We start from the raw sequence: 24,940 nt of genomic DNA, 5'->3' as shown, positions 1-24,940 counted from the left end.
GCGGGTTGACCTTGGGGAAATCGCGCGGGCTTTGGGTTTGCATCCCGGTCCCCGGCGGGCAAATGTGCGGTCGCAGGCAAAGGGGGCAGGATGCGGCACGCGGAAGAGGTGACATTCGGGGGATCGGGGCTGGATCGCGCAGCCGAGATCCGGGGCGACATCGGCGCATTGGCCGCCGCCATGCAGGACGCGCGGGCGCGTACGATCCCGATCTGGCGCGGCAAGCCGCTGGTGGCGGGCGAAGGCATGATGGAGGCCGTGCGCCTGCCACTGGATCACCCGATCCTGGCGGAGGCAGGCGGCCCGCCGATCCTGCTGGGCCGCGAAGAGGGCGCAGCGGTCTTTTCGCACGACATCTCGGGCTGGACGCCGCCGGATTTCGACGCCGAGGCGCAGGCCAGCTTTCTCGACCCCAGCGAATACAGCCACCCAAGTTGCCCGGAAGCCCGCTTTGCCGAGCTGCGCCGCATCATGACCCGGCTGACGCCCCGCGACGCGGAACTGGCGGCGACGGCCAAGGCGGTGCACGGCTGGCACGGCAGTCACCGGTTCTGCTCGCGTTGCGGCGCCGAATCCGAGATGCACCAGGCCGGCTGGACCCGCATCTGCCCGGCCTGCGGCGGGCAGCATTTCCCGCGCACCGACCCGGTGGTGATCATGCTGATCACCCGGGGCAACCGCTGCCTGCTGGGCCGCTCGCCGGGTTGGCCCGAGGGGATGTATTCCTGCCTTGCCGGTTTCGTCGAACCGGGCGAGACGATCGAGGCCGCCGTGCGGCGCGAGACCTGGGAAGAGGCGGGCATCCGCGTCGGCCCGGTCCGCTACCTGGCCAGCCAGCCCTGGGCCTTTCCCGCCTCGCTGATGTTCGGCTGTCACGGCGAGGCCCAAAGCGACGAGATCACGGTGGACCCGGCCGAACTGGAAGACGCGATCTGGGTCACGCGCGAAGAGGTGGCCGAGGCGGCGGCGGGCCTGCGCGAGGGGTTGCTGCCCGCGCGAAAGGGCGCCATCGCGCATTTCATGTTGCTTAACTGGATGGCGGATAGGCTGGACTGAGACGCGGGTTGCGGTAGGGTCCCGGAAACAAGCCGGACAAGATGAGGCGAAAGCAGGCGGATGGAACTCACGGCACGCGAAGATATCGAGGCCCCGCAGGACCGGGTCTTTGCCATGATGGCGGATTTCGACAGCATCGAGCGCCAGGCGATGCGCCGCGGCCTGGAGGTGACCCGGACCGGGGAGGGCCCGGGCGCGGGCATGGCCTGGGACGTGGCATTCAGGTTTCGCGGCAAGCGGCGCGAAGCCGCGATCACCCTGACCGATTATCAGCCGCCAGAGCGGATGGTCTTTGACACCGTGTCGGGCGGGCTGGACATTACGCTGACGCTGGATGTCGTGGCGCTGTCGCCCGCGCGCTCGCGGATCAATGTCTCCACCGTGATGGCGGCGCGCACGCTGTCGGCCCGGCTGTTCCTGCAGTCGATGAAACTGGCCCGGGGCGGCATGGACAAGCGGTTCCGCAAGCGGGTGGCCGAGCTGGCCGGGGAAATGGAAACCCGGCTGCGCGGCGCGGCCTGATCCCGTTGCGCTGAGGAGACAGGGCGCTAGATTGCCGCAAAAGGCATGAAGGAGCGCCGAATGTTGCGATTGACCTGGGTCCTAGCCCTGCTGGCCGGGCCGCTCTCGGCTCATGAATTCTGGATCGAGCCCGAGGGTTTCATGATCCCCGACGGGGCGCCGGTGCTGGCGCAGACCCTCGTCGGGACCGAGCTGAAGGGGGCGACCTACAGCTACAACCCCCGCAACTTCACCCGGTTCGACCTCGTCACCTCCGAAGGGGTCGAACCCGTCGAAGGACGGCTGGGTGACAAGCCGGCGCTGAACATGGTGCCCGAGGGCACGGGGCTGGCGACCATCGTGCATGTCACCCGCGACTACAGCCTGACCTATACCGAGTGGGAAAAATTCGTCACCTTCGTCGAGCACAAGGATTTCGCCTGGGCGCTGGACCGTCATCTGGACCGCGGACTTGGGCAGGATCGCGTGCGCGAACGCTATTCCCGCCACGCCAAGAGCCTTGTGGCGCTGGGCGATGGCGCGGGCGCCGACCGCGAAGTGGGCCTTGTGACCGAGATCGTGGCCGAGGCGAACCCCTATACTGACGACCTGTCGAACGGCTTTCCGGTGCGCGTGCTCTACCAGGGCGAACCGCGCGTGGAGGTGCAGGTGGAACTGTTCGAACGCGACCCTCAGGGCGAGGTGACGATCCGCCTTTATCGTACCGACCAAGAGGGGCGCGCACGGCTCGAGGTGAAACCGGGGCATTTCTACCTGGTCGACGCCGTGGTCATGCGGGAACTGGAGATCGAGAAAGACTCCGATCCGGCCTGGGAAAGCCTCTGGGCTTCGCTGACCTTCGAGGTTCCGCAATGAGCCTTGTCCAACAGCTGCGCGCCGCGCTGGACGAACCCGGCCTCCTGACCGGTGAGGACATGGCCGCCTGGTCGCGGGACTGGACCGGGCAATACAGTTGGACGCCGCTCTGCGTGGCGCGGCCGCGATCCACCGCCGAGGTGTCCGCCGTGCTGCGCGCGGCCCATGCGGAACGGGTCCCGGTGGTGCCGGTCTCCGGGCACACCGGTCTTGCTGGCGGCACTTCGGGCGAAGGGGCGGTGATGCTCTCGCTCGACCGGATGGCCCGGATCGAGGAAATCCGGGCGCCCGCCCGGCTGGCGGTGGTCGAGGCGGGCGTGATCCTCAGCGACCTCCACGCCGCCGCCGCGGCGCAAGGCTTGAGCTTCCCGATGACCTTCGGCGCCAAGGGCTCCGCCCGGATTGGCGGCATTCTCGCCACCAACGCGGGCGGCTCCAACGTCCTGCGCTATGGCAACACCCGTGACTTGGTGCTGGGGCTGGAGGCGGTGCTGGCCGATGGCCGGGTCGTGGACCTGATGTCGGAACTGCACAAGAACAACACCGGCTACGATCTGCGTCACCTGCTGATCGGATCGGAGGGCACGCTGGGGGTGATCACGCGCGCGGTGCTGAAACTGGTGCCGCAGCCGCGTGCCTTTGCCACCGCGATGGTGGCAACGGAAACGCTGTCGGGTGCGCTGGAGGTGCTGAACCGGCTCAGGGACGTGACCGGCGGCGCGGTCGAGGCCTTCGAGTTCATGTCGCGTTTCTATGTCCAACAATACGCGCGGATGCACCCCGAGGCCCGGCCGGTCCTCGACGGTGATTACGACGTGACCATCCTTGTCGAACTGGGTGCCACCGCCCCGCGCGACGCCGAGCCGGAGCCTGACGGGCAGGTGCCGATCGCGGCCTACCTCGAAGAGGTGCTGGGCGACATGCTGGAAGAGGGGGCCGTGCTGGATGCCGCGGTCGCCCAAAGCGACGCCCAGCGCGAGGCCATGTGGGCCCTGCGCGAGGCGGCGGCCGAGGTCTCGCTGTCGCATGTGCCGCTGGTCAACAACGACGTCTCGGTGCCGTTGGACAAGGTCGAGACCTTCCTTGAACAGGCGGGCGCGCGGCTGGCGGACATCGACCCCGACGCGCAGCCCGTCGTCGTCTCTCACCTGGGCGACGGCAACGTGCACTACCCGGTCTGGATCGGCGACGCGGGCCGGAAGGACGCGGTGATGCAGGCGGTCGAGGACGTGGTGCTGGGGCTCGGCGGATCGTTTTCCGCCGAACACGGCATCGGCCTGGCCAAGCGTCCCTCGATGGCGCGGCGCAAGGATTCCGTGGCGCTGGATGTGATGCGGGCGATCAAGCAGGCGCTTGATCCGAAGGGGATATTGAACCCGGGCAAGCTGCTGCCCTGAGCACCGGGTGACGGGCGCCGCCCGGTGCCCTTGCCCAAGACCAGCTCTGTCACCGATGTCGGACGAGGGGGCGCTGCCCCCTCTGACCCCCGGAGTATTTTTGCAGAGAAGAAGCCAGCAGCGCGGGCCTCAGGCGTCGCGCTGGGCGATCCAGTCGTGATCGGGGTGGTTCCGGAAGCGCCACTTGCGCATCGGGCCGGCCATGACGTTCAGGTAATACATCTCGTAGCCGTAGGGCGCGCCGCAGGGGTGGTGGCCCTTGGGCACCAGCACCACGTCATGGTCACTGACCGACATGGTGACATCCAGCGACCCGTCCTCGGTAAAGACCCGTTGGTGCCCGTAGCCCTGCGCCGGGTTCAGCCGGTGGTAGTAGGTCTCTTCGAGGTAGGTCATCTCGGGGAAATTGTCCTCGTCGTGACGGTGCGGCGGATAGGACGACCAGTGTCCCGAAGGCGTGTAGACCTCTGTCACCAGCAGCGAGGAGGCAACGTCGCGTTCCTCCATCGCGATGGGGTGGATGTGGCGCGTGTTGGTGCCCTTGCCGCGGTCCACCAGGTCGATGCCCTCGGGACCGATCCGGGCGGCGGGGTAGTCGGCGATCGCCGGGGCCGAGCAGACCGCCAGGGTGCACTCCGTGGTGGCCGTCGCGGTCCAGTCCGCTCCGGCGGGCAGGTAGACCGCGTGTGGTGCGATGCGGTCAAAGACATTCATGCGTTCGCCCATTTCGCCGAAATCCCGGCCGCCGCCGCTGATGTGCGCCTTGCCCTCGACCAGCACGAGGATCACCTCCCGCTCGCCGGTCTGGCCTTCGGCACGCTGGTCGGCATGCAGCCGCCAGAGGTCAAAGCCGACATAGCCCCAGTCGGGGCTTTCCGACGTGCGGGCATTGTCCACGGTGATCTGATGGACCTTGCCGGTTGTCCCGGCGGGTTTGCGGAGCAGTTGGGTCATGCTGGTCTTCCTTGGATCAGGGTTGGCGGCGCGCGTCCTGCTCTGCAAGCGCCTGCGCGAATTCCGCGGGAGAAAGGTCTTCGGACAGGGCCCGGTGGAACAGGGCGCTCTGGGTTTCCGGGGCCAGGCCGCCCAGCGGCGGGTCGCTGTCGAGGTTGGTGGGAAAGGAGTAGCCCTCGGCGGCGGCGCCCACGGCGGCGGCCAGCGCTTCGTCCCCCAGGCGCCCGGCGGCGCGCAACGTCTGGATCGCGGGGTAAAGCGTGCGGCTCATGGCCGTCCGGTCCACCGTCTCCATCGCACGGCCAAACGCCGAGGACACCTGCAGCAGGTTTGCCATGCGTTCGATGTCGGAACTGCGGTTCTCGCCCGCCGCATGAAACAGGGCCGGATTGAAGAAAACCGCGTCGCCCTTGGCCAAGGGCAACTGGATATGGTTCTCCTCGAAAAACTCTCGGAAATCCTCGCGCCGGTAGGCCATGTAGCCGGGGCGGAACAATTGCGAGAAGGGCAGCAGTTTCGTCGGGCCGCTTTCGATGGGCATGTCGCAATGGGCCACGGCGCCCTGCAGGGTCATCACCGCCGAAAGGTCATGCACATGGGCCGGGAATCGCGCGGCCACCTCGGCGGTCTGAAAGCCAAGGTGATAGTCGCGGTGCGCCGATTGGGCCTGCCCGCCGGGGCGCACGAGGTTCACCTGCGCGGTCATCTGGTAGAAAGGCCCAAGCCAGGCCTCGCAGACCGCCGCGATCGCCGGGTTGCCATAGTAGAGCGCAAAGCCCTCGGGATCTTCGAGACAATGTTTCTGCAGCGAATTCCAGATGCGGGCGTTCGACCCGGCCTTGGCGAAATGGTCGCCCGCGCCCAGTCCGGCCTCGCTCTCGCGGGCGATGATCCGGTTGAAGACGGCGGTGGCCGCGTCGACGGGGGCAGTGTCCGCATAGGCGCCTTTCAGCGCCAGGACGCCGGCGGACCGGCCCAGGACAAAGCCCCATTCGGCCAGCAACTCGGCGCGCTGGGCGGGATCGCCCAGCGTCGCCTGCAGCGAGGCCACGTCATAGACCGGCACGTTCTTTTCCACCGCCGAGGCAAATCGAAGGTCCGCGGCAGAGAGGCTCTGTCCGGTCAGCCGGGCAAATTCAGCAAGGTCACAGGACGTGACGTCGAAATAAGCCGTGTCTTTCATGACGATCCTCCTTCGTCGGTGTACTTCTTCCGGATCGCCTCGGCGTCGAAGGCGACAAAGAACTGGTGCGCGCAATAGACCCCGATGGCGCCGAAAAGGATCGACCAGCCGGGGTTGCCCCAGCTGAGTTCCAGCAACGCCCAGCCCAGGCAGGCGGCCACCACAAAGATGCGGCGCCAGAGCGGGATGAAGAAGGGATGCTGGACGTCGAACATGGGTCAGCCCCTGTCCAGCCCGGTGGCGCGCGCTGTCTCCCGCAGCGTGGTCAGGCCAAGGGTCTGGTATTTCATCGGATCACGCAGATCGGGGTCCTGTTCGGCCTCGATCACCAGCCAGCCCTCGTATCCCGTGTCGGCCAGGATCTGCAGGCAGGGGGCAAAGTCGATCGCGCCCTCTGAATCGCCGGGCACGGTGAAAACACCCCTGCGCACGCCTTCGAGAAATGTCAGGTCCTCGCCCCGGACCTGGTTCATGATGTCCTGACGCACGTTCTTGGCGTGGAAATGGCGCACGCGGGGGGCGTGGCGGGCCAGAACCTCTGCCGGGTCTCCGCCGCCGAAATGGCAATGTCCGGTGTCGAACAGCAGGTGCGTCGCGGGGCCGGTGGCGGCCATCAGCCCGTCGATGTCCTCGGGGCTTTCGATGATGGTGCCCATGTGGTGGTGATAGACCAGCGTCAGCCCCTGGTCGGCGCAGAACTGCGCGATCTCCTCCAGCTTGGCGCCATAGCTGGCCATCTCGTCCGCAGAGAGCCGGGGGCGCTGCGACACGGGTGTCTCCTTCGAGCCGTGCACCGTGTTGGAACATTCGGCAGCGATGCAGACCGAACAGCCGTTGGTCTTCAGCATGTCCAGGTGCGGCTGGATCGCCGTCTTCTCGTCCTCGACGGAACGGGCGCAAAGCTCGAGCGAATACCAGGCCGATGGCAGGACAAGCCCGTGGCTGCCCAGCAGGTCCTTGAGCGCCTGCGGATCGGCGGGCCAACGGTGGCCGCCCTCGATCCCCTCAAAGCCGATCGAGGCGGCCTGTGACAGGATCTGGTCGGTCGGGATATGGGCGCCCAGCGTCTGGTCGTCGTCGTTGGCCCAGGCGATGGGGTTGGTGCCGTAGCGGATCATTGGCGTGTCTTTCCTTTGGGGCAGGGGCCGTGCGGGCCGGTCCTGTCAGATGCGTTCCTTGAGCTGGGCCTCATAGCCCTTGCGGGCCTCGGTCACCTCCTCGCGGGGCGAGACCTCGGGCACGGCCACGTCCCACCAGTGACCGCCGTGCGGCGTGCTGGGGTAGGGGTCCGTGTCGATCACCACGACAAAGGGGCCTGCGGCATCGGCGGCGCGTTTCATCGCCTCTTCCAGTTCGGCGATGGTCTGGACGTGGATGGCCGCAGCCCCCATGCTGGCGGCATGGGCGGCGAAATCGATGTTGCTCTGCGCCGCGCTGGAGTGGTCGAGGAGATTGTTGAACTCGGCCCCGCCGGTGCCCATCTGCAACCGGTTGATACAGCCAAAGCCGCGGTTGTCGGTGATCACGAGCGTGATCTTGATCCCCATCGCGACCGCTGTCGCCAGCTCGGAGTTGGCCATCATGTAGCTGCCGTCGCCCAGCATGCAGACGACGTCGCGCCCCGGCTGGGCCATCTTGATGCCCATGGCGCCGGCGATCTCGTAGCCCATGCAGGAAAAGCCGTATTCCATGTGATAGGCGCCCGGGCGCGGGGCCTTCCACAGCTTGTGCAATTCGCCCGGCATGGTGCCGGCGGCGCACATCACCACCGTGTCCGGCCCGCTGGCACGTTGCACCGCGCCGATCACCTGCTGGTCGGTGGGCAGCTGGTTGCCGTCGGCGGGCGCATCGGTCAGCGGATCGACCGCGGCGAACCAGTCCTGTTTCAGCTGCGCCGGGACATCCTCGGCCCGGTACGAGGTCAGCTCCAGCGCCAGTTCGGTCAGCCCGGTCTTCGCGTCCGACTGCAGGGGCAGCGCGCCGTGTTTGACCGCGTCATAGGCGTTGACGTTCAGGCTCACCAACGTGGCGGCCGGGTTCTTGAACACCGTCCAGGACCCGGTGGTGAAATCCTGAAACCGGGTGCCCACGCCCAGCACAAGATCCGCCTCGCCGCAGACCGCATTGGCCGACGACGCGCCGGTCACGCCCACAGGGCCAAGGTTCAGCGGGTGATCCCAGGCCAGTGCCGACTTGCCTGCCTGCGTCTCGACCACGGGGATGTTGTGCGCCTCGGCAAAGCCCTGCAGGTCGTCGCAGGCATCCGCGTAGTGCACACCGCCCCCGGCGACGATCACCGGGCGCTTGGCGGCGCGGATCTTTTCCACCACGCGGTGCAGCTCGTGGTGATCGGGGCGGATGCGGCGGCGATACCAGACGTGCGGCTCAAAGAAGCTGGCCGGATAGTCGTAGGCCTCGGCCTGCACGTCCTGGCAAAAGGCCAGCGTGACCGGCCCGCATTGCGCCGGGTCCGTCAAGGTGGCCATCGCGCGGGGCAGGGCGGTCAGCAGCTGTTCGGGCCGGGTGATCCTGTCGAAATAGCGCGAGACGGGGCGGAAACAGTCATTGGCAGAGACGGTGCCGTCCTCGAAATCCTCGATCTGTTGCAGCACCGGGTCCGGCCTGCGGTTGGCAAAGACGTCACCGGGCACCAGCAGCACCGGCAGGCGGTTCACATGCGCCAGCGCGGCGGCGGTGACCATGTTGGTCGCCCCCGGCCCGATCGATGAGGTCACCATCATCGCCCGTTGCCGCCCGCTCTGCTTGGCAAAGGCAATCGCGCTATGCGCCATCGTCTGTTCGTTGTGACCGCGAAAGGTGGGCAGCTCTTCCTGCGCCTGGTACAGCGCCTCGCCCAGCCCGGCGACGTTGCCGTGGCCGAAGATGCCCCAGCAGCCCGCCAGGAACCTCTCTCCATCCTCGTTCATCTGCGCCGAAAGATAGCGCACCATCGCCTGCGCGGCGGTCAGTCGGATCGTCGTCATGGTTCAGTCCTCCCCGCGTGCGGCATCCCAGTAGCCGCAGAGGCGTGCGAAATTGTCCTTCATTTGCGCCACCGCTTCCGCGTCGGTCATGGCGCCCGTCATCCAGGCCTGCGCCGCATCGGCAAAGATCGTGCGGCCCACGGCAAAGCCCTTGACCAGGGGGAAACGTGCCGCGACCTCGAAACTTTGCTTCAGCGCCGCCTCTTCGGCCCCCAGGCCCAGCACCACGATACCACGGGTGTTGGGATCGTTCTCCTCGATTGCCTGCACGGTCTTTTGCCAGGCGGCATCCGATGTCATCGGTTCCAGCTTCCACCAGTCGGGATAGACCCCCAGTTCGTAGAACCGCCGGATCACATTCGCCGTGGTATCCTCATCGACCGGCCCGGCCTTGGACGGGATCACCTCCAGCAGGAATTCCAGCCGGTTGCGCCGCGCGGCGTGGAACAGGCGCGTCACGGTCGCCTCGTGATCGGCGCGCATCTCGGGCGTATCGTCGGGGTGGTAGAAACACAGCACCTTGACCACATGTTCCAGCGGCCATTCGTTCAGCCCGCCAAAGTCCGGGCCGATCTCCGGTTCCAGTCTCAGTGGACGAGAGCCCGGCCACTCCACCGGCCGTCCGATCCACAGGCCGGTTCCGGCAGCCTGGTAAAGCGCGTCGCGCCCCAGGCGGCTGTCACAGAGCAGCCCGTAGCCGGGTCGCCCACCAGCCACCTGTGCGCAGGCCTTCAGGCAAAGCGTCTTGAAGGCGCCGATCTTTTCCGGGGTGGCGCCGTCCAGCTCTTCCAGTTGCATCCGGTGGTCAAAGGCAAAGACCCGCATGGTCGACCAGTTGCCCTTGCGGTTGGTGGCCCAGTGCACCTGCTCCAGCACGTCGTCGTTGCGCAGCGCCTTTTCCTTGACGCCGCGCTGCAGGAAGAACTCCAGCTCGGCCCATGACGGATAAGCGGGGGTGCAGCCGTGGCGCGAGACGGCGAAGGCGCCGCAGGCGTTGGCATAGGTCAGGGAGGTGGGCCAGTCCTGGTCGGTCAGCCAGCCTTTCAGCAGGCCGGACATGAAACCGTCGCCGGCGCCCAGCACGTTGAAGACCTCGATGGGAAAGCCGGGACCGCTCTGGCCGTCGTCCAGCGTGTCCGCGATCTCTCCGGTAAAGGCGACGGCGCCCATCGGGCCGCGCTTGCAGACCAGTGTCGCGCCCGAGACCTTGCGGACATTGCGCAGCGCCTGGATCGTGTCCGTGGTGCCGCCGGCGATATGGAATTCCTCCTCGGTGCCGACGATCAGGTCGAACAGATGCAGCGTGCTTTGCAGCTTGGCCGTGACCGCGTCCGAGGCGATGAACCGGTTTTCGCCGTCACCATGCCCGGACAGCCCCCAGAGGTTCGGGCGATAGTCGATGTCCAGCGCCGTCTGCATCCCGTTCTCGCGCGCGATCCTCAGCGCCTTGAGCACCGCCGCCTCGGTGCGCGGATGGCTGAGGTGCGTGCCCGTGGCGACAACCGACCGTGCCTGCGTGATGAACCCCTCGTCGATGTCGTCCTCGCACAGCGCCATGTCGGCGCAGTTGTCGCGGTAGAAGATCAGCGGGAACTGTTCCTGGTCGCGGATGCCCAGCAGCACCAGCGCGGTCAGGCGTTCCGGGTCGGTGACGACACCGCGTGTGTCGACTCCCTCCTTTTTCAGCTCCTCGGTGATGAAACGGCCCATGTGCTCATCCCCGACACGGGTGATCAGTGCCGATTTCAGCCCCAGCCTCGCGGTCCCGGCGGCGATATTCGTGGGCGAGCCGCCGAGGTACTTGTTGAAGCTCGCCATGTCCTCGAGCCGCCCACCGATCTGCGCGCCATAGAGGTCCACAGAGGACCGGCCAATGGTGATCACATCCAGGGTCTTGCCCATGCCAATCTGCCTTTCCGGATCATCGAAGCATCCGCGACGCTCTCCTCAGCGCGCCGCGTCCTTGCGTCAACCTGAGCCGGACGGGGCCCCCGGTCAATTCCTGGCCTCCCGGAACCTCTCATTCATGATGGACCGTGATGGGGCTGTCGGGATGGTTTTCTTCCATATGATGTAAAACGTATCAGCCGTGGCCGGGCGGCCCGTCCTGATCCTGGGGTCCCGGCGCGTCTGGACGTCTCGGCTGCGCGGTGGCAGCGCGCGCTGACGGGGGGAGTCCAAGGGTCTGCGGGTTTTGTACAAAATTCAGAAAACGCCGTACGTTTTGTACAAAACGTACAAGCACCGCCGACCCGTCCGGCGCGGTCAGACCGACTCCGGCAGGTAGAGATCGGGGCGCATGAAATGCTGTCCGGGGGTGGCGCTTTCCTGTTGCTGCACGGCGGAAATCATCAATGCCACGGTGTCATTGCACAGCTGTTCCAGGGGCGTCGCAATCGACATTTCCGCGTAACGATCCGCCAGAGCCGCGCGCGACTCGGGGATCAACTCGTGCAGGATCAGCGTCACCTGCCCCGGCGCGCGCGCCTCGCGCAAGGCCGCAATCGCGCCCTCCATGCCGCCGCCTGAACAATAAAGTCCCTTGAGATCCGGATGACGCTGCAAAAGCTCAAGCGTGGTTTCGTAGGTCAGTTGCCGTGTCTCCAGGTTGACCATCGTGTCGAGGATCCGGAACTCGGGGGCGAACTCCCTGAAATAGCTCCTGAAACCTGTCTCGCGCAGCTCGTGCCCATGCCAGCGATAACCGCCGACAAAGACCGCCAGCTTGCCGGGGTTGGCGACCGTGCGGAACATCATGTGGGCGGCGATGCGCCCGGCCTTCATGTTGTTCAGGCCGATGTAACCATGTCGCACGCCCTGCGCGAAATCGTTGAGCATGGCAAAACAAGGCACCCCCTGCGCCTGCAGCTGGGCGACGGTATCGGTGATCTGGACGTGGTTGACCGCCGAGGCCGCCAGCGCATCACAACGGTCCGCCAGCCCGGTCAGCAGGCCCGCGATGTCACCCGGGCTTTGCGACGGTGAGAACTCCACCGCGATCGAGCCGCGAATGCCCGGGGCCCGCGCCACCGCCGCCTCCATCTCGCGGGCGACATTCTGCCAGAACGGCTGCCGCGCCTTGGGAAAGACAAAGCCGAACCGCACCTCCGGCAGGTCCGCGAACATCCGTTGCCCGATCAATGCAGCGGCATGGTAGCCGATTCGCTGGGCGGCCTCGTAGACGCGCCTTGCGGTTTCCTCACGCACCTTGGCGCGCCCGTTCAACACGCGGTCCACGGTGGCGACGCTGACCCCCGCCTCGCGGGCCAGATCGGTGATGGTCGGACGTTTGGCCATGTCATGTCCCGAAGGTTGATGAGTTGCGCACGCATCATGAGGGTTTTTGAAAGAAATCCAATCCCCCGCTTGCAATACGGCTAGGAAGAATCGGGTCACGCGGCTAGGTCTGATGCACGAAGCGGGAGGGCAAGATGGCAGGACTGGGGATCGGGCTGATCGGGACGGGCTTCATGGGAAAAACCCATGCGTTGGCCTGGGGCGCCGCGCGGGCGGTTCTTGGACGCGACCTGCCCGAAGTGCGGCTGGAGATGCTTTGTGATACGCCCGATGACCGCGCAGCGGGGATGGCCGACCAGTTCGGTTTTGCCCGTGCGACAGGCGATTGGCGCGCGCTTGTCACCGATCCGGCGGTCGACGTGGTCTCGATCACCACACCCAACAACCTGCATCATGAGATGGCCTGCGCCGCGCTGCGGGCGGGAAAGCATGTCTGGTGCGAAAAGCCGATGGCGCTGACCCTGGCCGAGGCCGAAGAAATGGCCCGGGCGGCGCAAGAGGCCGGGACCGTCACGATGGTGGGCTACAACTACATACGGAATCCGGCCTTTCTGCACGCGAAAAAGCTGATCGACGAGGGGCGCATCGGACGTGTCGTGCATGTGCGCGGCTGGGTGGATGAGGACTACCAGGCCGATCCCCACCTGCCCTGGACCTGGCGAGCTCGGCTGCAGGATGCGGGCCTTGGCACGCTGGGCGACCTTGGCTGTCACCTGGTGTCGATGGTCGTGGGGCTTGCCGGACCGATCGAGAGCCTCGTGGCCGATACGCAGATCATCCACGAAACGCGGCCCTTGCCCGACGGGTCGGGCCGGGCCGCGGTCGAAAACGAGGATACGGCGACGGCGCTCTTGCGCTTTGCCAATGGCGCGCACGGGTCGATTTCCAGTTCGCGGTCAGCCTGGGGGCGCAAGAACAAGCTTGACTGGGAGATCCACGGCACCAAGGGCATGATCTGTTTTGCGCAGGAACAGATGAACGAATTGCAGGTCTACCTGAACGAGGGCCCGAAGGCGGAACAAGGGTTCCGCACGATCCTGACCGGGCCAGAGCATCCGCCGTTCGGGGCCTTCGTCCCGGCCCCAGGGCACCAGTTGGGCTTTGGTGACCTCAAGACAATCGAGGCAGGGGACCTGCTGGCGGCCATCCGCGACGGCGGGCAGGCCTATCCGTCGATGCAGGACGCGCTGACCTTCGAGCGTGTCATCCACGCCATCGCAGACAGTGCCCGGCAGGGCTGTGCCCGGGTGACCCTCTAGGGGCCGGGTTCAGACGCTCGGGGGTTCCGTGGCGATTTCCGGCAGGTCGATCTGGCTGTCGTCGAGGTGGTGCGCCCGGTGGGCGACGTGGTCGCAGGTTCCGCCAAGGTAGCCTTTGATCTTCTGCGACTGGGCGTTCCGGGGCAGGCAAGGGGCAGACCGTGCGCCCTGCGGCCTGCGGGGGACATCATGCGCCCCGCCCGGCTACGGGCGAGGCGCTGATTTTCAGTACTCGCAGACCTTTGTCGCGGTCTGCAACACCGCGCCCGGCGTGTTGGGCAGGCGCAGGAAGGTGACGCGGCGGTTCTCCGGTGCATCCGGATAGGCCTCGTTCTTGAGAACGTGCTCTCCCCAGCCGACCGGGTAGAGCGGCACGCCGACATAGGCCCCTTCGAGGATCCGCGTGACCGAGGCCGCGCGGCGCAGGCTGAGGTCGCAATTGTACCCAGCCGAACCGACGGCATCGGTATGCCCCACGACCGCGTAGGAGGTGCCTTTCAGCGCCGGATCGCTCAACGCGGCGATCAACGTGTCGATCTTGCCGCTCTGGTCGGCCCGCACATTGTCGCTGTCGTAATCGAACTCGATCGTGATCGCGACCGACGGGATGACAACCTTGCCCGTCTTGGGCGGCGCGGGCGCGTCATAGTCCAGCGGCTTCGGCTCGTCGTAGCGTGCCGTCACGGGTTCCTGCGGCTTGGGTTTCGCCGTGTCGGTGTAGGTCGGGGTCGGCGGGGGAGCCTTGCTGACAGTGACTTTCTTGTTGTCGAGGTCCAGCACCAGCGTTTCGAACTCCACGCCGGGTCCCGCGCTTTCCAGCGCGATTCCGTCCGGGTCGATTTCGACACCGGCACAATTGCCGGCGTTCGAGTTCAGAAGGCACCGCGCCATCGCGCTTTGCGGTTCGGGTTTGAACGACATGATCGGGTCGTCACCCTGGATGAAGATCTCGCCCTGCTGCGCAAGGCCTGCCGCAGGGGGCAGGCCAAGGCAGAGAGCGACGCTCAGGAAAAGCTTTCGCATCGCTCTCATCTCCTCAGTATTCGCGGACCACGACCGAGATCTGGGCCTTGGTCACGTCCGGGTTGTGTTTGGAAACGGCGCGGTAGTCGACGCCGCTGGCGGTGTGTTTCTTGTCCTTGGCGCCTGTGTCGAGGTCAAGAACAAGGGTCTCCTTGACGATGCCTTCGTAGTGATCCTTGGAGACGGTCTTGTGACCGGCTGCGCAGGACACCTTGGAGGTATCGCGGGTCGCCTTCTTGATGGCCGCGTCGCCACCGTTGCAGATCGCCAGGATGGTCTCGAGCCCGGGTTCCGAGGTGCGCAGCGCGCCCTTCGGCGGGAAGACGTACTGGGTGCCGCCCGGGATGACGATGTCATCGAGGCCCGGGAAGGGGTACAGCACGCAGCTGTCGTGGTCGTCGTCGATCGAGATCAGCGTCAGACGGCAGTCGTGGCGCGGTTCGATGAAGACCTTCAACTCGTCTCCGACCTTGTAGGTGGGCTTGTCCGTGTAGACGGTCAGGTGGCTCTGGGCCGCGGCGGAATGCTGGACCGGGTCATAATCGGCGCCGTACTTCTTGGCGTCGTCATGCGTCTTGATCGGTTCCTTGCCGGTCACGACGTAGTCCTTGTCCGTGGGCGTGTAGTCGGCGTCCTTCTTGACGACCTTGGTGTCGACATAGCCATCGTCCTTGACCACCTTCACCTTCTTGGCCGGCGGCTCGTAGTCGGTGTCCTTGACCACCTGCTTGACCGAGTAGGACAGGTCCGCCGTCACGACATGGTCGGTCTTGTACGGGTAGTAGTCCGTCAGTTTCTCAAGCAGGACCGGGTAGGCCGCCGTCCATTCATCCCGCGCGATCGGCGAGGTGTCGAGACGGGTCAGCAAGCTGGCCATCTCGTGTCCGGCAAAGGCCATGCGGCTGCGCAGCGCATCCGAGGTCAGGCCCAGTTCGTTGGCCGCCTGGTCGAAGTCGATGAAGTAGTCGACGTGATAGACAAAGAGGCCGCGCACCGGTTCCAGTCCAGCGGCCTTGGTGTCCGGTTCGATCCCGGCGCTCTCCAGGGTGGCCAGGAAGGCCTCCATGTCACGTTGGAAATACTCGTTCACCACGTCCTTGCCCGGATAGATCGCGTCGATGGTCTGACGCGCCGAGGCCGACAGGGACAGGTTGTTCAGGGCGACGTCACGCACGGTGTCGTCGTTGAACCGCATGCCCTTGGAGTGGCACGAAATGCACGAGATGCCGTTGACCACCTCGCCGGTGCCGTCGGGATAATCGGTGTCGCGCACGATCGAGGTCGGGCCGACGTTCAGACGATCACCTTCGGCGGTGTTGAGGTAGTAGGCGTGAAAGCCGTTGGGCAGGGTGAAGATCGACTCGCCGCCGTCATGCAGGAAGGCAAGATCAGGGCCGTAGGCCTCTGTCGGACCCAGCGGGAACTCGAAGAAGCTCTGGCGCTTGGCCGATCCGGCAAAGTCATAGGAGGTCCAGAAGAAACCGGTGCCCATCGGGTGCCGTTCGATCAGGCGGTTGTGTGTCGACACGCCCGAGTCCTGGAAGCCGGCGCGGACGACCTGCTCGTTCAGGATGTTCTTCTTCATGTCGAGGTTCAGCAGCTTTTCCAGCCCGGCCACGGTGTCCGGCAGGCCCAGCATGTCATAGTACAGGGGCGAGACCGACGCGGTCGCGGCGAACCAATCGGCGCGGATGACCGGGATCTTGGTTCCGGCCAGGTGCTGCAGCGAACCCAGGTAGGGATCGGTGTCGCTTTCCATGCCGTAGGGATACTTGGCTTCGAGGTAGCCCCAGGTTTCGTGCGTCCAGTCGAGATCGGGCAGGAAGACGCGCAGCAGAATGCCGTGATCGTCGACCTTTTCGAACTTGTAGACGTTGGGGTTCCAGCTCAGCGCGTTCAGCAGCTTGACGGTTGCCGCCAGGTAGGCGGTGTAGTTTTCGTCTGTGACATCCGGGTCGTTCCACATCGGCCGCATCGAGATATAGCGGACGCGGTCGCGACGGTTGGTCGGCAGGCTCTGCATGTCGGCATGAGCCATCGCATACATCTCGGCCAGCGAAATGTAGGTGCGCGGCTCGGGGGCCAGGTCACCCAGCGCGACGATCCAGTCCTGAAGCTGTTGCAGCTCGGCCTCGTTCGGCACGCAGCTGGGGTCCCAGCAGTTGTCCGGCATCGCCGGCGCGCCGCCGGTGATAACCTGGTACAGCTTGGACTTGGACGGTTCGCCCACGGCCACGAACTTGGGGTCGTTGGACAGGCGGCGCAGGTCGAGGACGTGGCCGAAGCCCGCCTTCGGCGTGGTCAGCCCGTCGCCAAGTGCGCCCTGCTGGTGGCAGTCGGCACAGTATTTGTCCAGGACCGCGTATGCGGCCTTTTCCTGGGCGGTCGCGTCCGCCGGCAGGGCGTAATCGACGTCTTCAGGATCGATCAGCTTGGTCTGATCCTGCGCCGAAGCGGGCAGGGCGAAGGCAGCGGTCAGGGCGATGACGCTCACCTTCATCAGGTCGTTGGGTTGCATAACATCTTCTCCTGTTCAAAGAGGGATTGGGGTGAAATTCGAACTATTGGCACCGGATCGAGAGGTACTTCTTCGAGGCCCAGCCGGTCACTCCGCCACTGCCCCGATGGGGATTGCGGCACTGTCCCGACAGGCAGCGGACCTGGGCCCAGTTGCCGCTGTGGTTCAGCACTCTGAGAGTGTCGCCAAGATAAGTCTCGGAGATGATCCGGCCGCGGGTACTGGCTTGTGTCCGGATGTTCAGGAAGCCGCTGCCGTCGCGGCGGGTCCGGCTGTTGTAGTGGTTCAGGTTCACCACCGTGGCGGTGCATTGCGTTACCGGACGCTGGCGCGGCTTGTCCGAGGCGAGGTAGCGGTTCGAGACCCAGCCGTCCTGACCGTTGGAAAGGCGCACGTTGCTCCAGCCGCCGTTCCGGTCCAGCACGGTCACCTTGTCGCCAAAGTCGATCCGGTTGATGACGCCGTATTGCGTGCCCGGTCCGGAGCGAACGTTCAGGTTGTCGGTCCCGGTGACATACATCGGGAAGGTGCGGCTGGGCGGCGGTGTCACCACCTTTTCCGGCGTCTTGAGGTAGGTTATCCGGTCGATCACCACGCGCGAGATGCAGTCGGTGTCTGCGCCACAGCGGTCGCGGGTGTTGATGCGCCAGGTCTGCTGGTCCGAGGCGCTCACCGGGCGAGCGGGATTCTTGTAGGCGCGCTCCATTTCCTCGTCGAGGCCGGCAAGATAGCGGTCGCCGCAGATCGTGCGTTCGGTGGTGTTGAGGTTGGGCGAGGTGCACCACCACAGCAGCGGCTCGTCGGGACGGGTATCGACCACCGGGGGCACCGGCTCCTTGGGCGTGTCGGCAACGGTGCACTGACGCGCGACGAAGGACTTGGCCAGGATCGAATAATTATGGTCGCCGCAGACCTGCAGGTAGGCCTCGTAGGCAAAGCATTCGCCGAATTCCTTGGCCTCGGCGTAGAGCGCGTCGCAAAGTGCGAGCTCTGGCGCGACTTCTTCCGGGGGCAGAGGTCGGCTGCTGTCTTCGTCGCTGGGCGCCGGTGCCGGCGGCGTGACCGGATCGGGGGCACCGGGCACGACGGCAGCCTTGAGCACCTGTGACTGGGCCAGGATATCGGCCATCGGTATGGCATAGTTGACCGCGTCGCGGTTCGACCCCGCATGGTGCAGGCCGACAACCTTTTGCAGAGAGGCGTCGATCACCGGCGAGCCTGAGTTGCCCGGCAGCGTGTCGCAGGTGTGCAGCAACTGGCGGTTCGACAGGGCTGGCGAATTGGCGCGGCATTTCTCGCGGCTGATGCGTTGGGCCTCACCCATCGGGTGGCCGATGACCCAGTAGGGATCGTTGTCCTGCGGGGTGACGGCGGCCAGGTCCAGCGTGCCGTAATCGGCCGAGGGATCACCGATCACCTCGAGCACGGCGTAATCGAGATCCTTGGAGGTCTCGACCGGCGTCGGCACGACGGTATAGCGCCGGGTGCCTTCGTCGACGCCTGGCTGGCGGTAGCCGGCCACGAAGAGGATCGAGTCGATCCGCGTGGCGCCGGCGCGTTCATTGTCGAGGATGCCGGGCACGCAGTGGTGATTGGTCAGGATGTGCTTGTCGTCCACGATGAAGGCGGTGCAGGGATAGACGCCGGTATCCGTCAGGATGTCCAGGCGGCCCACGGCCAGCCCCATCTTGGAAAAAACGCTGTTGGGCGAGTAGTTCAGGATCGGCTCGTTGTTGTAAGCGCCGACCGCCAGTTCGAAGTTGATGTCACTGCCACCGCCAGCCGCCTGGTTGCGGCGCAGAACGACACTGCCAAAGCTCGTCCGGTCGAAGCCGACGAACTCCTGCGCCCGGGTCTGAACGGGCGCAAAGGCAGCCAGCCCCAGCGCGGTGATCAGTGTGGACAATGCAGCGGCGGTACGCACGGTATCAGTCCTTCAAAAAAAAGGTTCATCAACAAGATGATTTCAGTTTGTTCAGAAGGGGCCGTTGCGTCAACGAAGGAAAACCCGACCCTGCAAAAAGTCGGGCAAATTCGGGCATTTGAGAGGGCGCAGACGGGGTCGGCGTGCCCGAGGCCTACAAGACGCGGGACAGGAAGGCCCGCGTGCGGGCCTCTTGCGGCGCACCGAAGACCTGTGAGGGCGGGCCGGATTCGAGAATGCGGCCCTGGTCGAGAAAGCAGACCGTGTCCGCCAATTCTCGCGCAAAACCCATCTCGTGCGTGGCAAGGACCATCGTCATGCCTTCTGTCCTGAGCTGCCGCAGAACGTCCAGCACCTCGCCCACCAGTTCGGGGTCCAGCGCCGATGTGATTTCGTCGAACAGCATGATTTCTGGCCGCATGGCCAGTGCCCGCACGATGGCGACCCGCTGTTGCTGCCCGCCGGACAACTGGTCGGGATAGTGCTGCATCCGTTCGCCCAGGCCGAAACGGGTGAAAAGCTCGGCTATTCGCGGTTCCAGTTCGGCCCGGCCGAGGCCGTGGATCCGGCGCGGTGCCAGCATGGCGTTGTCCATCGCCGTCATGTGGGGGAACAGGTTGTAGCTCTGGAAGACCATGCCGATGCGCTGGCGCACCGGCTGCGGGTTGAAGCCGGGCTCGGAAATATCCGTGCCGTCGAGCGTGATGGTGCCGTCGTCGATCGGTTCCAGCAGGTTCAGACAGCGCAGCAGCGTGGACTTGCCGGACCCGGATGCGCCGATCAGGCAGATCATCTGACCCGTGGTGATGTCCAGGTCGATGCCACGCAGGACGTCGTTGCCGCCAAAGCTCTTGCGGACGTTTTTCAGGGACAGTGTCGGCATCAGCTGCGGGCCTTGCGCTGGCGGTTCATGAGGTGGTCGGCATAGCGGGTCGCGGGGATCGTGATCGCCAAGAAAATCAGCGCGGCGCCGACGTAGGGCGTGAAATTCGCCAGCAGCGATTTGTAGACGCCCGCCTGTCGGAAGATTTCGACCGGGCCGATGAAGCTGAGCAGCGCCACGTCCTTTTGCAGCGCGATGAAAAGGTTCATGTTGGCGGGCACCACGCGGCGGATCGCCTGCGGCAGGATCACGAACCGCATGCTGTCAGACGGGGACAGGCCCAGCGACAGCGCCGCCGCGCGCTGGCTCTCGTGGATCGACTCGATGCCCGAACGGATGACCTCTGCGACATAGGCAGCATAGACGAGGATCAGTGCCAGCGACCCCCAGATATACGGTGAATTCCACGGGCGCGGCAGGCCAAGCCCGGGAATGCCGAAGCCGATCAGGTAGATGACCAGGATCACCGGCAACCCGCGAAAGATGTCCGTGTAAAGGATTGCCGCCAGTTTCACCGGGTAGAGCGCGGGCGTACGCAGGTCACGCGCAATGGCCACCGCCAGACCGAGTGCCGCGATCAAAGGGGCGCACCAGGCAAAGATTGCGATGTCCAGCAGGAAGGCCTCGAGCAGGCCCGGAAAGGTCTTGGCAAAGACCTCACCGTTGAAAAAGCTGCGCTGGACGCGGTCCCAGCCGGGCGCGAGCGGCACCAGGAGGACGATGGCCAGGACAACCGCCAGGGTCGAACCGGCGGCGATCAGGTTTGCGCGTCTGCGCTGGCGGGTCTCGAAGATCTGTCTGCGGGTGGGCATCAATTGTCCGTCAGGCAAAGGGGAGCGGGGCAGAGGGCTCTGCCCCGCTCCCCCAAGGTACTTGGAAAGCCAAACACGCCGGGGGGCGTTCGGCGATTACTCGATGACCGGAACGCCGGTGGCGTCCTGCAGCCACTCCGCCTCGATCTCGGCCAGCTTGCCGCTGTCCTTCAGCGCGGCCAGGGCCTCGTTGACGCAGGTCTTGAGCGGGCTGCCTTCTTCCATCAACAGGCCGAACTGGTCCGGGTTGTCGCTGCGTTCCGGCGGGAACTGGCCGAGGATCGTGCCGTTTTCCACCACCACGGCAGAGAGATAAAGCGCGGTCGGCAGGTCAAAGAGCGCGGCGTCGATCTGGCCAGCCTGCATGGCGGCGGTGACGTCGACGTTGTCGTCGTAAAGCATCGGCTGCTTGTCCGGGCCGATCAGATCCATCAGCATCGGTACGGCGGTGGTGTTGGCATCAGCCCCCCAAAGCAAGGTTTTCAGGCTTGCCACGGTCGGTTGCGCCCCGCCATCGACCACGGATTGCGTGGTCAGGACCGCCATCGCGGAACTGTAGTAGGGATCAGAGAAATCGACGACCTTCTCGCGTTCATCGGTGATCGAGAACTGTTGCAGGTTGACGTCGAAATTCTTGGCGCCGGGCTGGATCGACTGGTCAAAGGACGTGCGCACCCAGGTGACCTGGTCGGCGGCAAATCCCATTTCTTCGGCCAGCGCATAGGCCACCGCCGCCTCGAAACCCTTGCCGCTTTCGGGGGCGTCATCCAACACCCAGGGGTAATAGGCGGGATTGCCGGTCGCGATGGTCAGCACGCCGTCTGTCAGGGTCTTGCCGGCGGCACAGTCGTCCTGGGCCAGCGCGGCACCCGCAAGGCCGCAGGCCAGCGCGGTGAATGTCATGAGTTTCATCGGAAATCCCCCTGTCGGTTTTGGCTGGTGGCAGAGTTGCCGCCCCCGCGCCGCTTGTCAATTTGCCGGTGTCATTGGCCTGTGTGCGGATGACATGCAAGCGGTAGATGCCTGCTGTCCGCTGACGCTGCGCCTGTCGTGATCCTGTGATCCGCCTGTCATAGGGTCGTGCCGAATCGTGCGGGGGCGTGTCATGAAATTCATCCATATGTCGGATATTCACCTGGGCGTGCCGGGCATGCTGATCGAAGGGATCGATCCGCACGAACGTCTGGCGCGCGCCTTTGGTCATATCGCCGAGCATCATTCGGATGCGGTGCGGCTGGTGATCACCGGAGACCTGACGCATTGGGCCGATCCCGAGGCCTATGCGGCGCTGAAACAGGCGCTGCGGGTGCTGCCGATCCCGGTGCGCCTGATGGTGGGGAACCACGACGACAGGGCAGTCTTCCTGGACCAGTTCCCCGATCATCCGCGCGACGAGGCTGGCTTTATCAACCATGCCGAGGACCTGCGCGAAGGGCGTTTCATCTATTGCGACACCGTCCAGCGGCAGAGCCATGCCGGCCATTTCTGCAAGGCGCGGCAGGACTGGCTTGCGGCGCGGCTGGAAGGATGCGACCGCGCGTTCCTGTTCTTTCACCACAACCCGCTGCATCTGGGCGATCCGTCCTCGGACATGCTGTCGCTGAACGATCGCGACCAGGCCGGGTTACGGACCTTGCTGAAAGCCCACCGCGACAAGATCGTGCACATTTTCTTTGGACATGTGCATGAGCCCCTGTCCGGCACCCTAGCGGGCATTCCCTTTTCCGGCGTTGCCTCGACCGTGCACCAGGTGATCCCGAACCTGTCGCCCTCGAAACTCTCTGGCATGGGGCCGTTGGAGCCTTCCTATCGCGTCGTGCTCATGCGAGGCGAGGACGTGGTCGTGCACCAGATCCCCTTTGCCTGGGACGGCGAGGTGATCTGGCACGGCAACGACTGGGAAGACTGGGCCAAGGAGGCCTGATCCAGGGCGCCGGGCAAATCCGCCCGACGGTTCTCGGCGGTCTCAGCCCGGCTTGTAGTCGCGGTTCGCTTCGGGGTCCTCGTCCGAGAAAGGCAGTTTCGACAGATCGTCCCAAAGTGCTTCTGGCAGTTTCATCGCGGCCCAGTCGATCGTCTGCTGCACGCGTTCGGGCTTTGACACGCCAACCACGGTGGAGGTGATGCGCGGATCGCGCAGCGAGAACTGTAGCGCCGCCGGCCCGGTGGGTACGCCGTGGCGGGCACAGACCTCCTCGATGGCGCGGACCGGGGCCAGGGCCGCCTCGTCGGCCATTTGGTATGTGATACGCGGCATGGCGGCACTGCCTTTGGCCAGGACGCCGCTGGCAAAGGGCGCGGCGTTCAGCACGGCGATGTCGTTGGCATAGGCATAGTCGAACATCGCATCCGCCGAGCGGTTCAGCAGCGTAAACCGGTTGTGCGAGATCAGCGCGTCGAAAGGGTAGGCCCGCAAGATCGGGTCCATCAAGTCAAGCCGGCCCGCCGCAAGGCCGACGGCCTCTGCCAGCCCCTCTTCCTTGAGCTTGAACAATTCGTCCAAAGCACCGCCCTCATCGGTGATCTCGCCCAGATCGCGGGCATGTTCCGGGTCATGCAGGTGCAAAAGCGGGATGCTGTCCAGGTTCAGGGCCGCCAAGCTTTCCTCCAGCGACTGGCGCACGCGGGCGGCGTCGAAGCGGCCGGTTTCCATGTCGCGGTCCAACTTGGTCGATAGGACAAAGCCCTCGGGCAGGCCGCCGCGCTCCTTGATGACCGTGCCGATGCGTTCCTCTGACCGACCGAACCCGTAATTGCGCGACGTGTCGAGGAAATTTACCGGCCCGTCAAAGAAGGCTTCGACCGTTGCGCGGGCGCGCTCTTCGCTCACGGAATAGCCGTAGGTGTCGGGCATGTCGCCAAGGGCGGAGGCACCGAAGCAAAGCTCTGTGACTTCGAGATCGGTCTTGCCGAGGGCGTAGCGGGCCATAGGGGCCTCCTGAGTGTCCGGGGTTTTGGCGATTTGTGACCGGATCGGGCCCGTGTGGCAAGGGGGGCGTTCGGGTGTGCACGCGTGGGCAGGTAAGGGGGAATGCGGAAGCAAGGGGGGGCAGAGGCGGTTATACCATTCGTCAGCAAATGTACGGTTTGGCGCCCACGTGCGGCTTGTGGCCAAATCTCTCGTTCATTCTGTTCCTATTTGACTCTGGTCTCCTGCCCGAAACTGGTGCATTCGTTTTTTCGGTTCATGTCGAGGGAGTCAAAGGATTGGCACGCTGTTTGAAGCAAGTCGCCGGAAACATTTTCTTAATTGCACTGATTGTGATGATCTCGGGAATAGCGCAAGCTGCTGAAATCAAGAGAATAGACGACCGGGTGTGCACGATTCTTTTCAAGGGGGAGATTGTGTACGGGGATGCTCAAAGGCTATGGAACCTTGCCCCGGATCATACCGACATACTTTGCCTGGACTCACAAGGCGGGAGCTTTTCCGAGGCAATCAGTATTGCTGAGCGTCTTGACGGCGGATGGATCGGAACCCGACTTGAAGAGGGCGCAGAATGCTTGTCCGCCTGTGCCTTGATCTTCGTGGCAGCCAGTCAATTTGAAGAAATCCATGTTCCCATTCGGTCGAAGCACCAGAAGGCGCGTTTGGGATTTCATGCGCCCTATGCGTTGCCGCCCAGAGGACAATACACTGAGCAGTCTATTGCAGAAGCTTTCAGGGTAGGCACCGAGGCCGTCGCCCTGATGATGCGGCTGGGCACTGTAGAGGGGCGCTTTGGCTACCAAGGTGTTTTCCCGAATGACATGCTGATCCAAATTCTAGAGAAAGGTCCTGGCGAGTTCTATGAAATCGACAGGCCTGAGCGCGCAAAGGCATTGGGCATCAAAGTCTTTGGATTTCAGGCCCCGGAATGGACGCAAGCCCAAGTTTGCACCGCTTGCGACCATTGGTTCGAAATGTCGCGGTATCCGAATGCCTGCGAGCGAGTCCAGACCCGTGTTCTTTCGGGTGGCGTCATAGAGTACCGGGTACAGGGTTACGAGGCCGAAGCTATGGCCCAATGCGTGGTGCGTGTTGACGCAAACAAGGGTTTGGCGGCGATAAGAACATACGGGCTTTGGCCGGGTGACTATGTCCAAAATTCGCCGTTCCAAAAACTTGATGATTGGTATGCGTATGCAAAAACCGGTAGTGGCAATTGAAATTGAATCTATACGATGCGCGCATGCTCACTGCTGAGCCAGCCAGTGCCGGGCATGCAGTTCTTTCATGTCTTACATGGTCCACTTTAGGCGATTGTGTTTTTTCGCAAGCTCGATGGGGTTC

Annotated in this window: 21 protein-coding genes; 7 read left to right on the top strand and 14 right to left on the bottom strand. The window is 64.8% G+C overall.

Features of this window, described 5'->3' with window-relative positions; genetic code table 11:
- Positions 1 to 90: 90 nt before the first annotated feature.
- The 4 genes from nudC to ACQY5B_RS19095 are packed head-to-tail and all read left to right on the top strand — an operon-like array spanning position 91 to position 3,830.
- The gene (gene nudC / locus ACQY5B_RS19110; RefSeq protein ID WP_420327915.1) at positions 91 to 1,056 is read left to right on the top strand and encodes an NAD(+) diphosphatase; all 966 of its coding nucleotides are present in this window, start codon (positions 91 to 93) and stop codon (positions 1,054 to 1,056) included.
- 60 nt (positions 1,057 to 1,116) lie between these two features.
- On the top strand, positions 1,117 to 1,578 hold the full coding sequence (locus tag ACQY5B_RS19105) for an SRPBCC family protein (RefSeq protein ID WP_420327916.1): 462 nt from the start codon (positions 1,117 to 1,119) through the stop codon (positions 1,576 to 1,578).
- A gap of 60 nt (positions 1,579 to 1,638) precedes the next feature.
- Positions 1,639 to 2,433: a DUF4198 domain-containing protein gene (locus ACQY5B_RS19100; RefSeq protein ID WP_420327917.1), complete on the top strand. Its 795-nt coding sequence runs from the start codon at positions 1,639 to 1,641 to the stop codon at positions 2,431 to 2,433.
- The gene (locus ACQY5B_RS19095) at positions 2,430 to 3,830 is read left to right on the top strand and encodes an FAD-binding oxidoreductase (RefSeq protein WP_420327918.1); all 1,401 of its coding nucleotides are present in this window, start codon (positions 2,430 to 2,432) and stop codon (positions 3,828 to 3,830) included. Before ACQY5B_RS19100 ends, ACQY5B_RS19095 begins: the two co-directional genes overlap by 4 nt.
- Positions 3,831 to 3,959: 129 nt before the next feature.
- On the opposite strand, the gene iolB is transcribed toward ACQY5B_RS19095, so the two are convergent.
- The 7 genes from iolB to ACQY5B_RS19060 form a co-directional block, all read right to left on the bottom strand.
- Positions 3,960 to 4,784, bottom strand: a complete 825-nt coding sequence (gene iolB, locus ACQY5B_RS19090) for a 5-deoxy-glucuronate isomerase (RefSeq protein ID WP_420327919.1) — start codon at positions 4,782 to 4,784, stop codon at positions 3,960 to 3,962.
- Between the two features lie 16 nt (positions 4,785 to 4,800).
- Positions 4,801 to 5,967, bottom strand: a complete 1,167-nt coding sequence (locus ACQY5B_RS19085; protein ID WP_420327920.1) for a phytanoyl-CoA dioxygenase family protein — start codon at positions 5,965 to 5,967, stop codon at positions 4,801 to 4,803.
- The gene (locus ACQY5B_RS19080; RefSeq protein WP_305971431.1) at positions 5,964 to 6,182 is read right to left on the bottom strand and encodes a hypothetical protein; all 219 of its coding nucleotides are present in this window, start codon (positions 6,180 to 6,182) and stop codon (positions 5,964 to 5,966) included. Before ACQY5B_RS19080 ends, ACQY5B_RS19085 begins: the two co-directional genes overlap by 4 nt.
- A gap of 3 nt (positions 6,183 to 6,185) precedes the next feature.
- Positions 6,186 to 7,085 carry a myo-inosose-2 dehydratase gene (iolE, locus tag ACQY5B_RS19075; protein ID WP_420327921.1) on the bottom strand — a complete coding sequence of 300 codons (900 nt, stop codon included), beginning with the start codon at positions 7,083 to 7,085 and terminating at the stop codon, positions 6,186 to 6,188.
- 45 nt (positions 7,086 to 7,130) lie between these two features.
- Positions 7,131 to 8,951, bottom strand: a complete 1,821-nt coding sequence (gene iolD / locus ACQY5B_RS19070; protein WP_420327922.1) for a 3D-(3,5/4)-trihydroxycyclohexane-1,2-dione acylhydrolase (decyclizing) — start codon at positions 8,949 to 8,951, stop codon at positions 7,131 to 7,133.
- Between the two features lie 3 nt (positions 8,952 to 8,954).
- Positions 8,955 to 10,853 carry a bifunctional 5-dehydro-2-deoxygluconokinase/5-dehydro-2-deoxyphosphogluconate aldolase gene (locus tag ACQY5B_RS19065; RefSeq protein WP_420327923.1) on the bottom strand — a complete coding sequence of 633 codons (1,899 nt, stop codon included), beginning with the start codon at positions 10,851 to 10,853 and terminating at the stop codon, positions 8,955 to 8,957.
- A gap of 363 nt (positions 10,854 to 11,216) precedes the next feature.
- Positions 11,217 to 12,248 (bottom strand): LacI family DNA-binding transcriptional regulator, encoded by a 1,032-nt coding sequence (locus tag ACQY5B_RS19060; protein WP_305971427.1) that lies wholly within the window; start codon positions 12,246 to 12,248, stop codon positions 11,217 to 11,219.
- A gap of 134 nt (positions 12,249 to 12,382) precedes the next feature.
- Between ACQY5B_RS19060 and ACQY5B_RS19055 the strand changes: the two genes are divergently transcribed.
- Positions 12,383 to 13,507, top strand: coding sequence for a Gfo/Idh/MocA family protein (locus ACQY5B_RS19055; RefSeq protein WP_420327924.1), 1,125 nt, complete (start codon positions 12,383 to 12,385; stop codon positions 13,505 to 13,507).
- A gap of 225 nt (positions 13,508 to 13,732) precedes the next feature.
- On the opposite strand, the gene ACQY5B_RS19050 is transcribed toward ACQY5B_RS19055, so the two are convergent.
- The 6 genes from ACQY5B_RS19050 to ACQY5B_RS19025 form a co-directional block, all read right to left on the bottom strand.
- Positions 13,733 to 14,530: an OmpA family protein gene (locus ACQY5B_RS19050; protein WP_420327925.1), complete on the bottom strand. Its 798-nt coding sequence runs from the start codon at positions 14,528 to 14,530 to the stop codon at positions 13,733 to 13,735.
- Between the two features lie 13 nt (positions 14,531 to 14,543).
- Positions 14,544 to 17,048, bottom strand: a complete 2,505-nt coding sequence (locus tag ACQY5B_RS19045; RefSeq protein ID WP_305971424.1) for a DUF4384 domain-containing protein — start codon at positions 17,046 to 17,048, stop codon at positions 14,544 to 14,546.
- Positions 17,049 to 17,091: 43 nt separating this feature from the next.
- Positions 17,092 to 18,954 (bottom strand): SH3 domain-containing protein, encoded by a 1,863-nt coding sequence (locus tag ACQY5B_RS19040; protein WP_420327926.1) that lies wholly within the window; start codon positions 18,952 to 18,954, stop codon positions 17,092 to 17,094.
- Positions 18,955 to 19,126: 172 nt separating this feature from the next.
- Entirely contained in the window at positions 19,127 to 19,855 is a 729-nt protein-coding gene (locus ACQY5B_RS19035) for an amino acid ABC transporter ATP-binding protein (protein ID WP_420327927.1), read from the bottom strand.
- The gene (locus tag ACQY5B_RS19030; protein ID WP_420327928.1) at positions 19,855 to 20,667 is read right to left on the bottom strand and encodes an amino acid ABC transporter permease; all 813 of its coding nucleotides are present in this window, start codon (positions 20,665 to 20,667) and stop codon (positions 19,855 to 19,857) included. Before ACQY5B_RS19030 ends, ACQY5B_RS19035 begins: the two co-directional genes overlap by 1 nt.
- A 96-nt stretch (positions 20,668 to 20,763) precedes the next feature.
- Positions 20,764 to 21,579 (bottom strand): ABC transporter substrate-binding protein, encoded by an 816-nt coding sequence (locus ACQY5B_RS19025; protein WP_420327929.1) that lies wholly within the window; start codon positions 21,577 to 21,579, stop codon positions 20,764 to 20,766.
- A 193-nt stretch (positions 21,580 to 21,772) separates the two neighbouring features.
- Between ACQY5B_RS19025 and ACQY5B_RS19020 the strand changes: the two genes are divergently transcribed.
- Positions 21,773 to 22,591 (top strand): metallophosphoesterase, encoded by an 819-nt coding sequence (locus tag ACQY5B_RS19020; protein ID WP_420327930.1) that lies wholly within the window; start codon positions 21,773 to 21,775, stop codon positions 22,589 to 22,591.
- 42 nt (positions 22,592 to 22,633) lie between these two features.
- Here ACQY5B_RS19020 and ACQY5B_RS19015 read toward each other — a convergent pair whose 3' ends face one another.
- Positions 22,634 to 23,596, bottom strand: coding sequence for an aldo/keto reductase (locus ACQY5B_RS19015; RefSeq protein WP_420327931.1), 963 nt, complete (start codon positions 23,594 to 23,596; stop codon positions 22,634 to 22,636).
- A gap of 149 nt (positions 23,597 to 23,745) precedes the next feature.
- On the opposite strand from ACQY5B_RS19015, the gene ACQY5B_RS19010 reads away from it, so the two are divergent.
- The gene (locus ACQY5B_RS19010; protein ID WP_420327932.1) at positions 23,746 to 24,816 is read left to right on the top strand and encodes a hypothetical protein; all 1,071 of its coding nucleotides are present in this window, start codon (positions 23,746 to 23,748) and stop codon (positions 24,814 to 24,816) included.
- Positions 24,817 to 24,940: the final 124 nt, after the last annotated feature.

It is taken from the genome of Antarctobacter sp. (genome assembly GCF_965277915.1).
Classification (GTDB): Bacteria; Pseudomonadota; Alphaproteobacteria; order Rhodobacterales; family Rhodobacteraceae; genus Antarctobacter.
The sequence above is the reverse complement of the archived record's forward strand: the minus strand, read 5'-3'. Positions and strand labels throughout refer to the sequence as shown.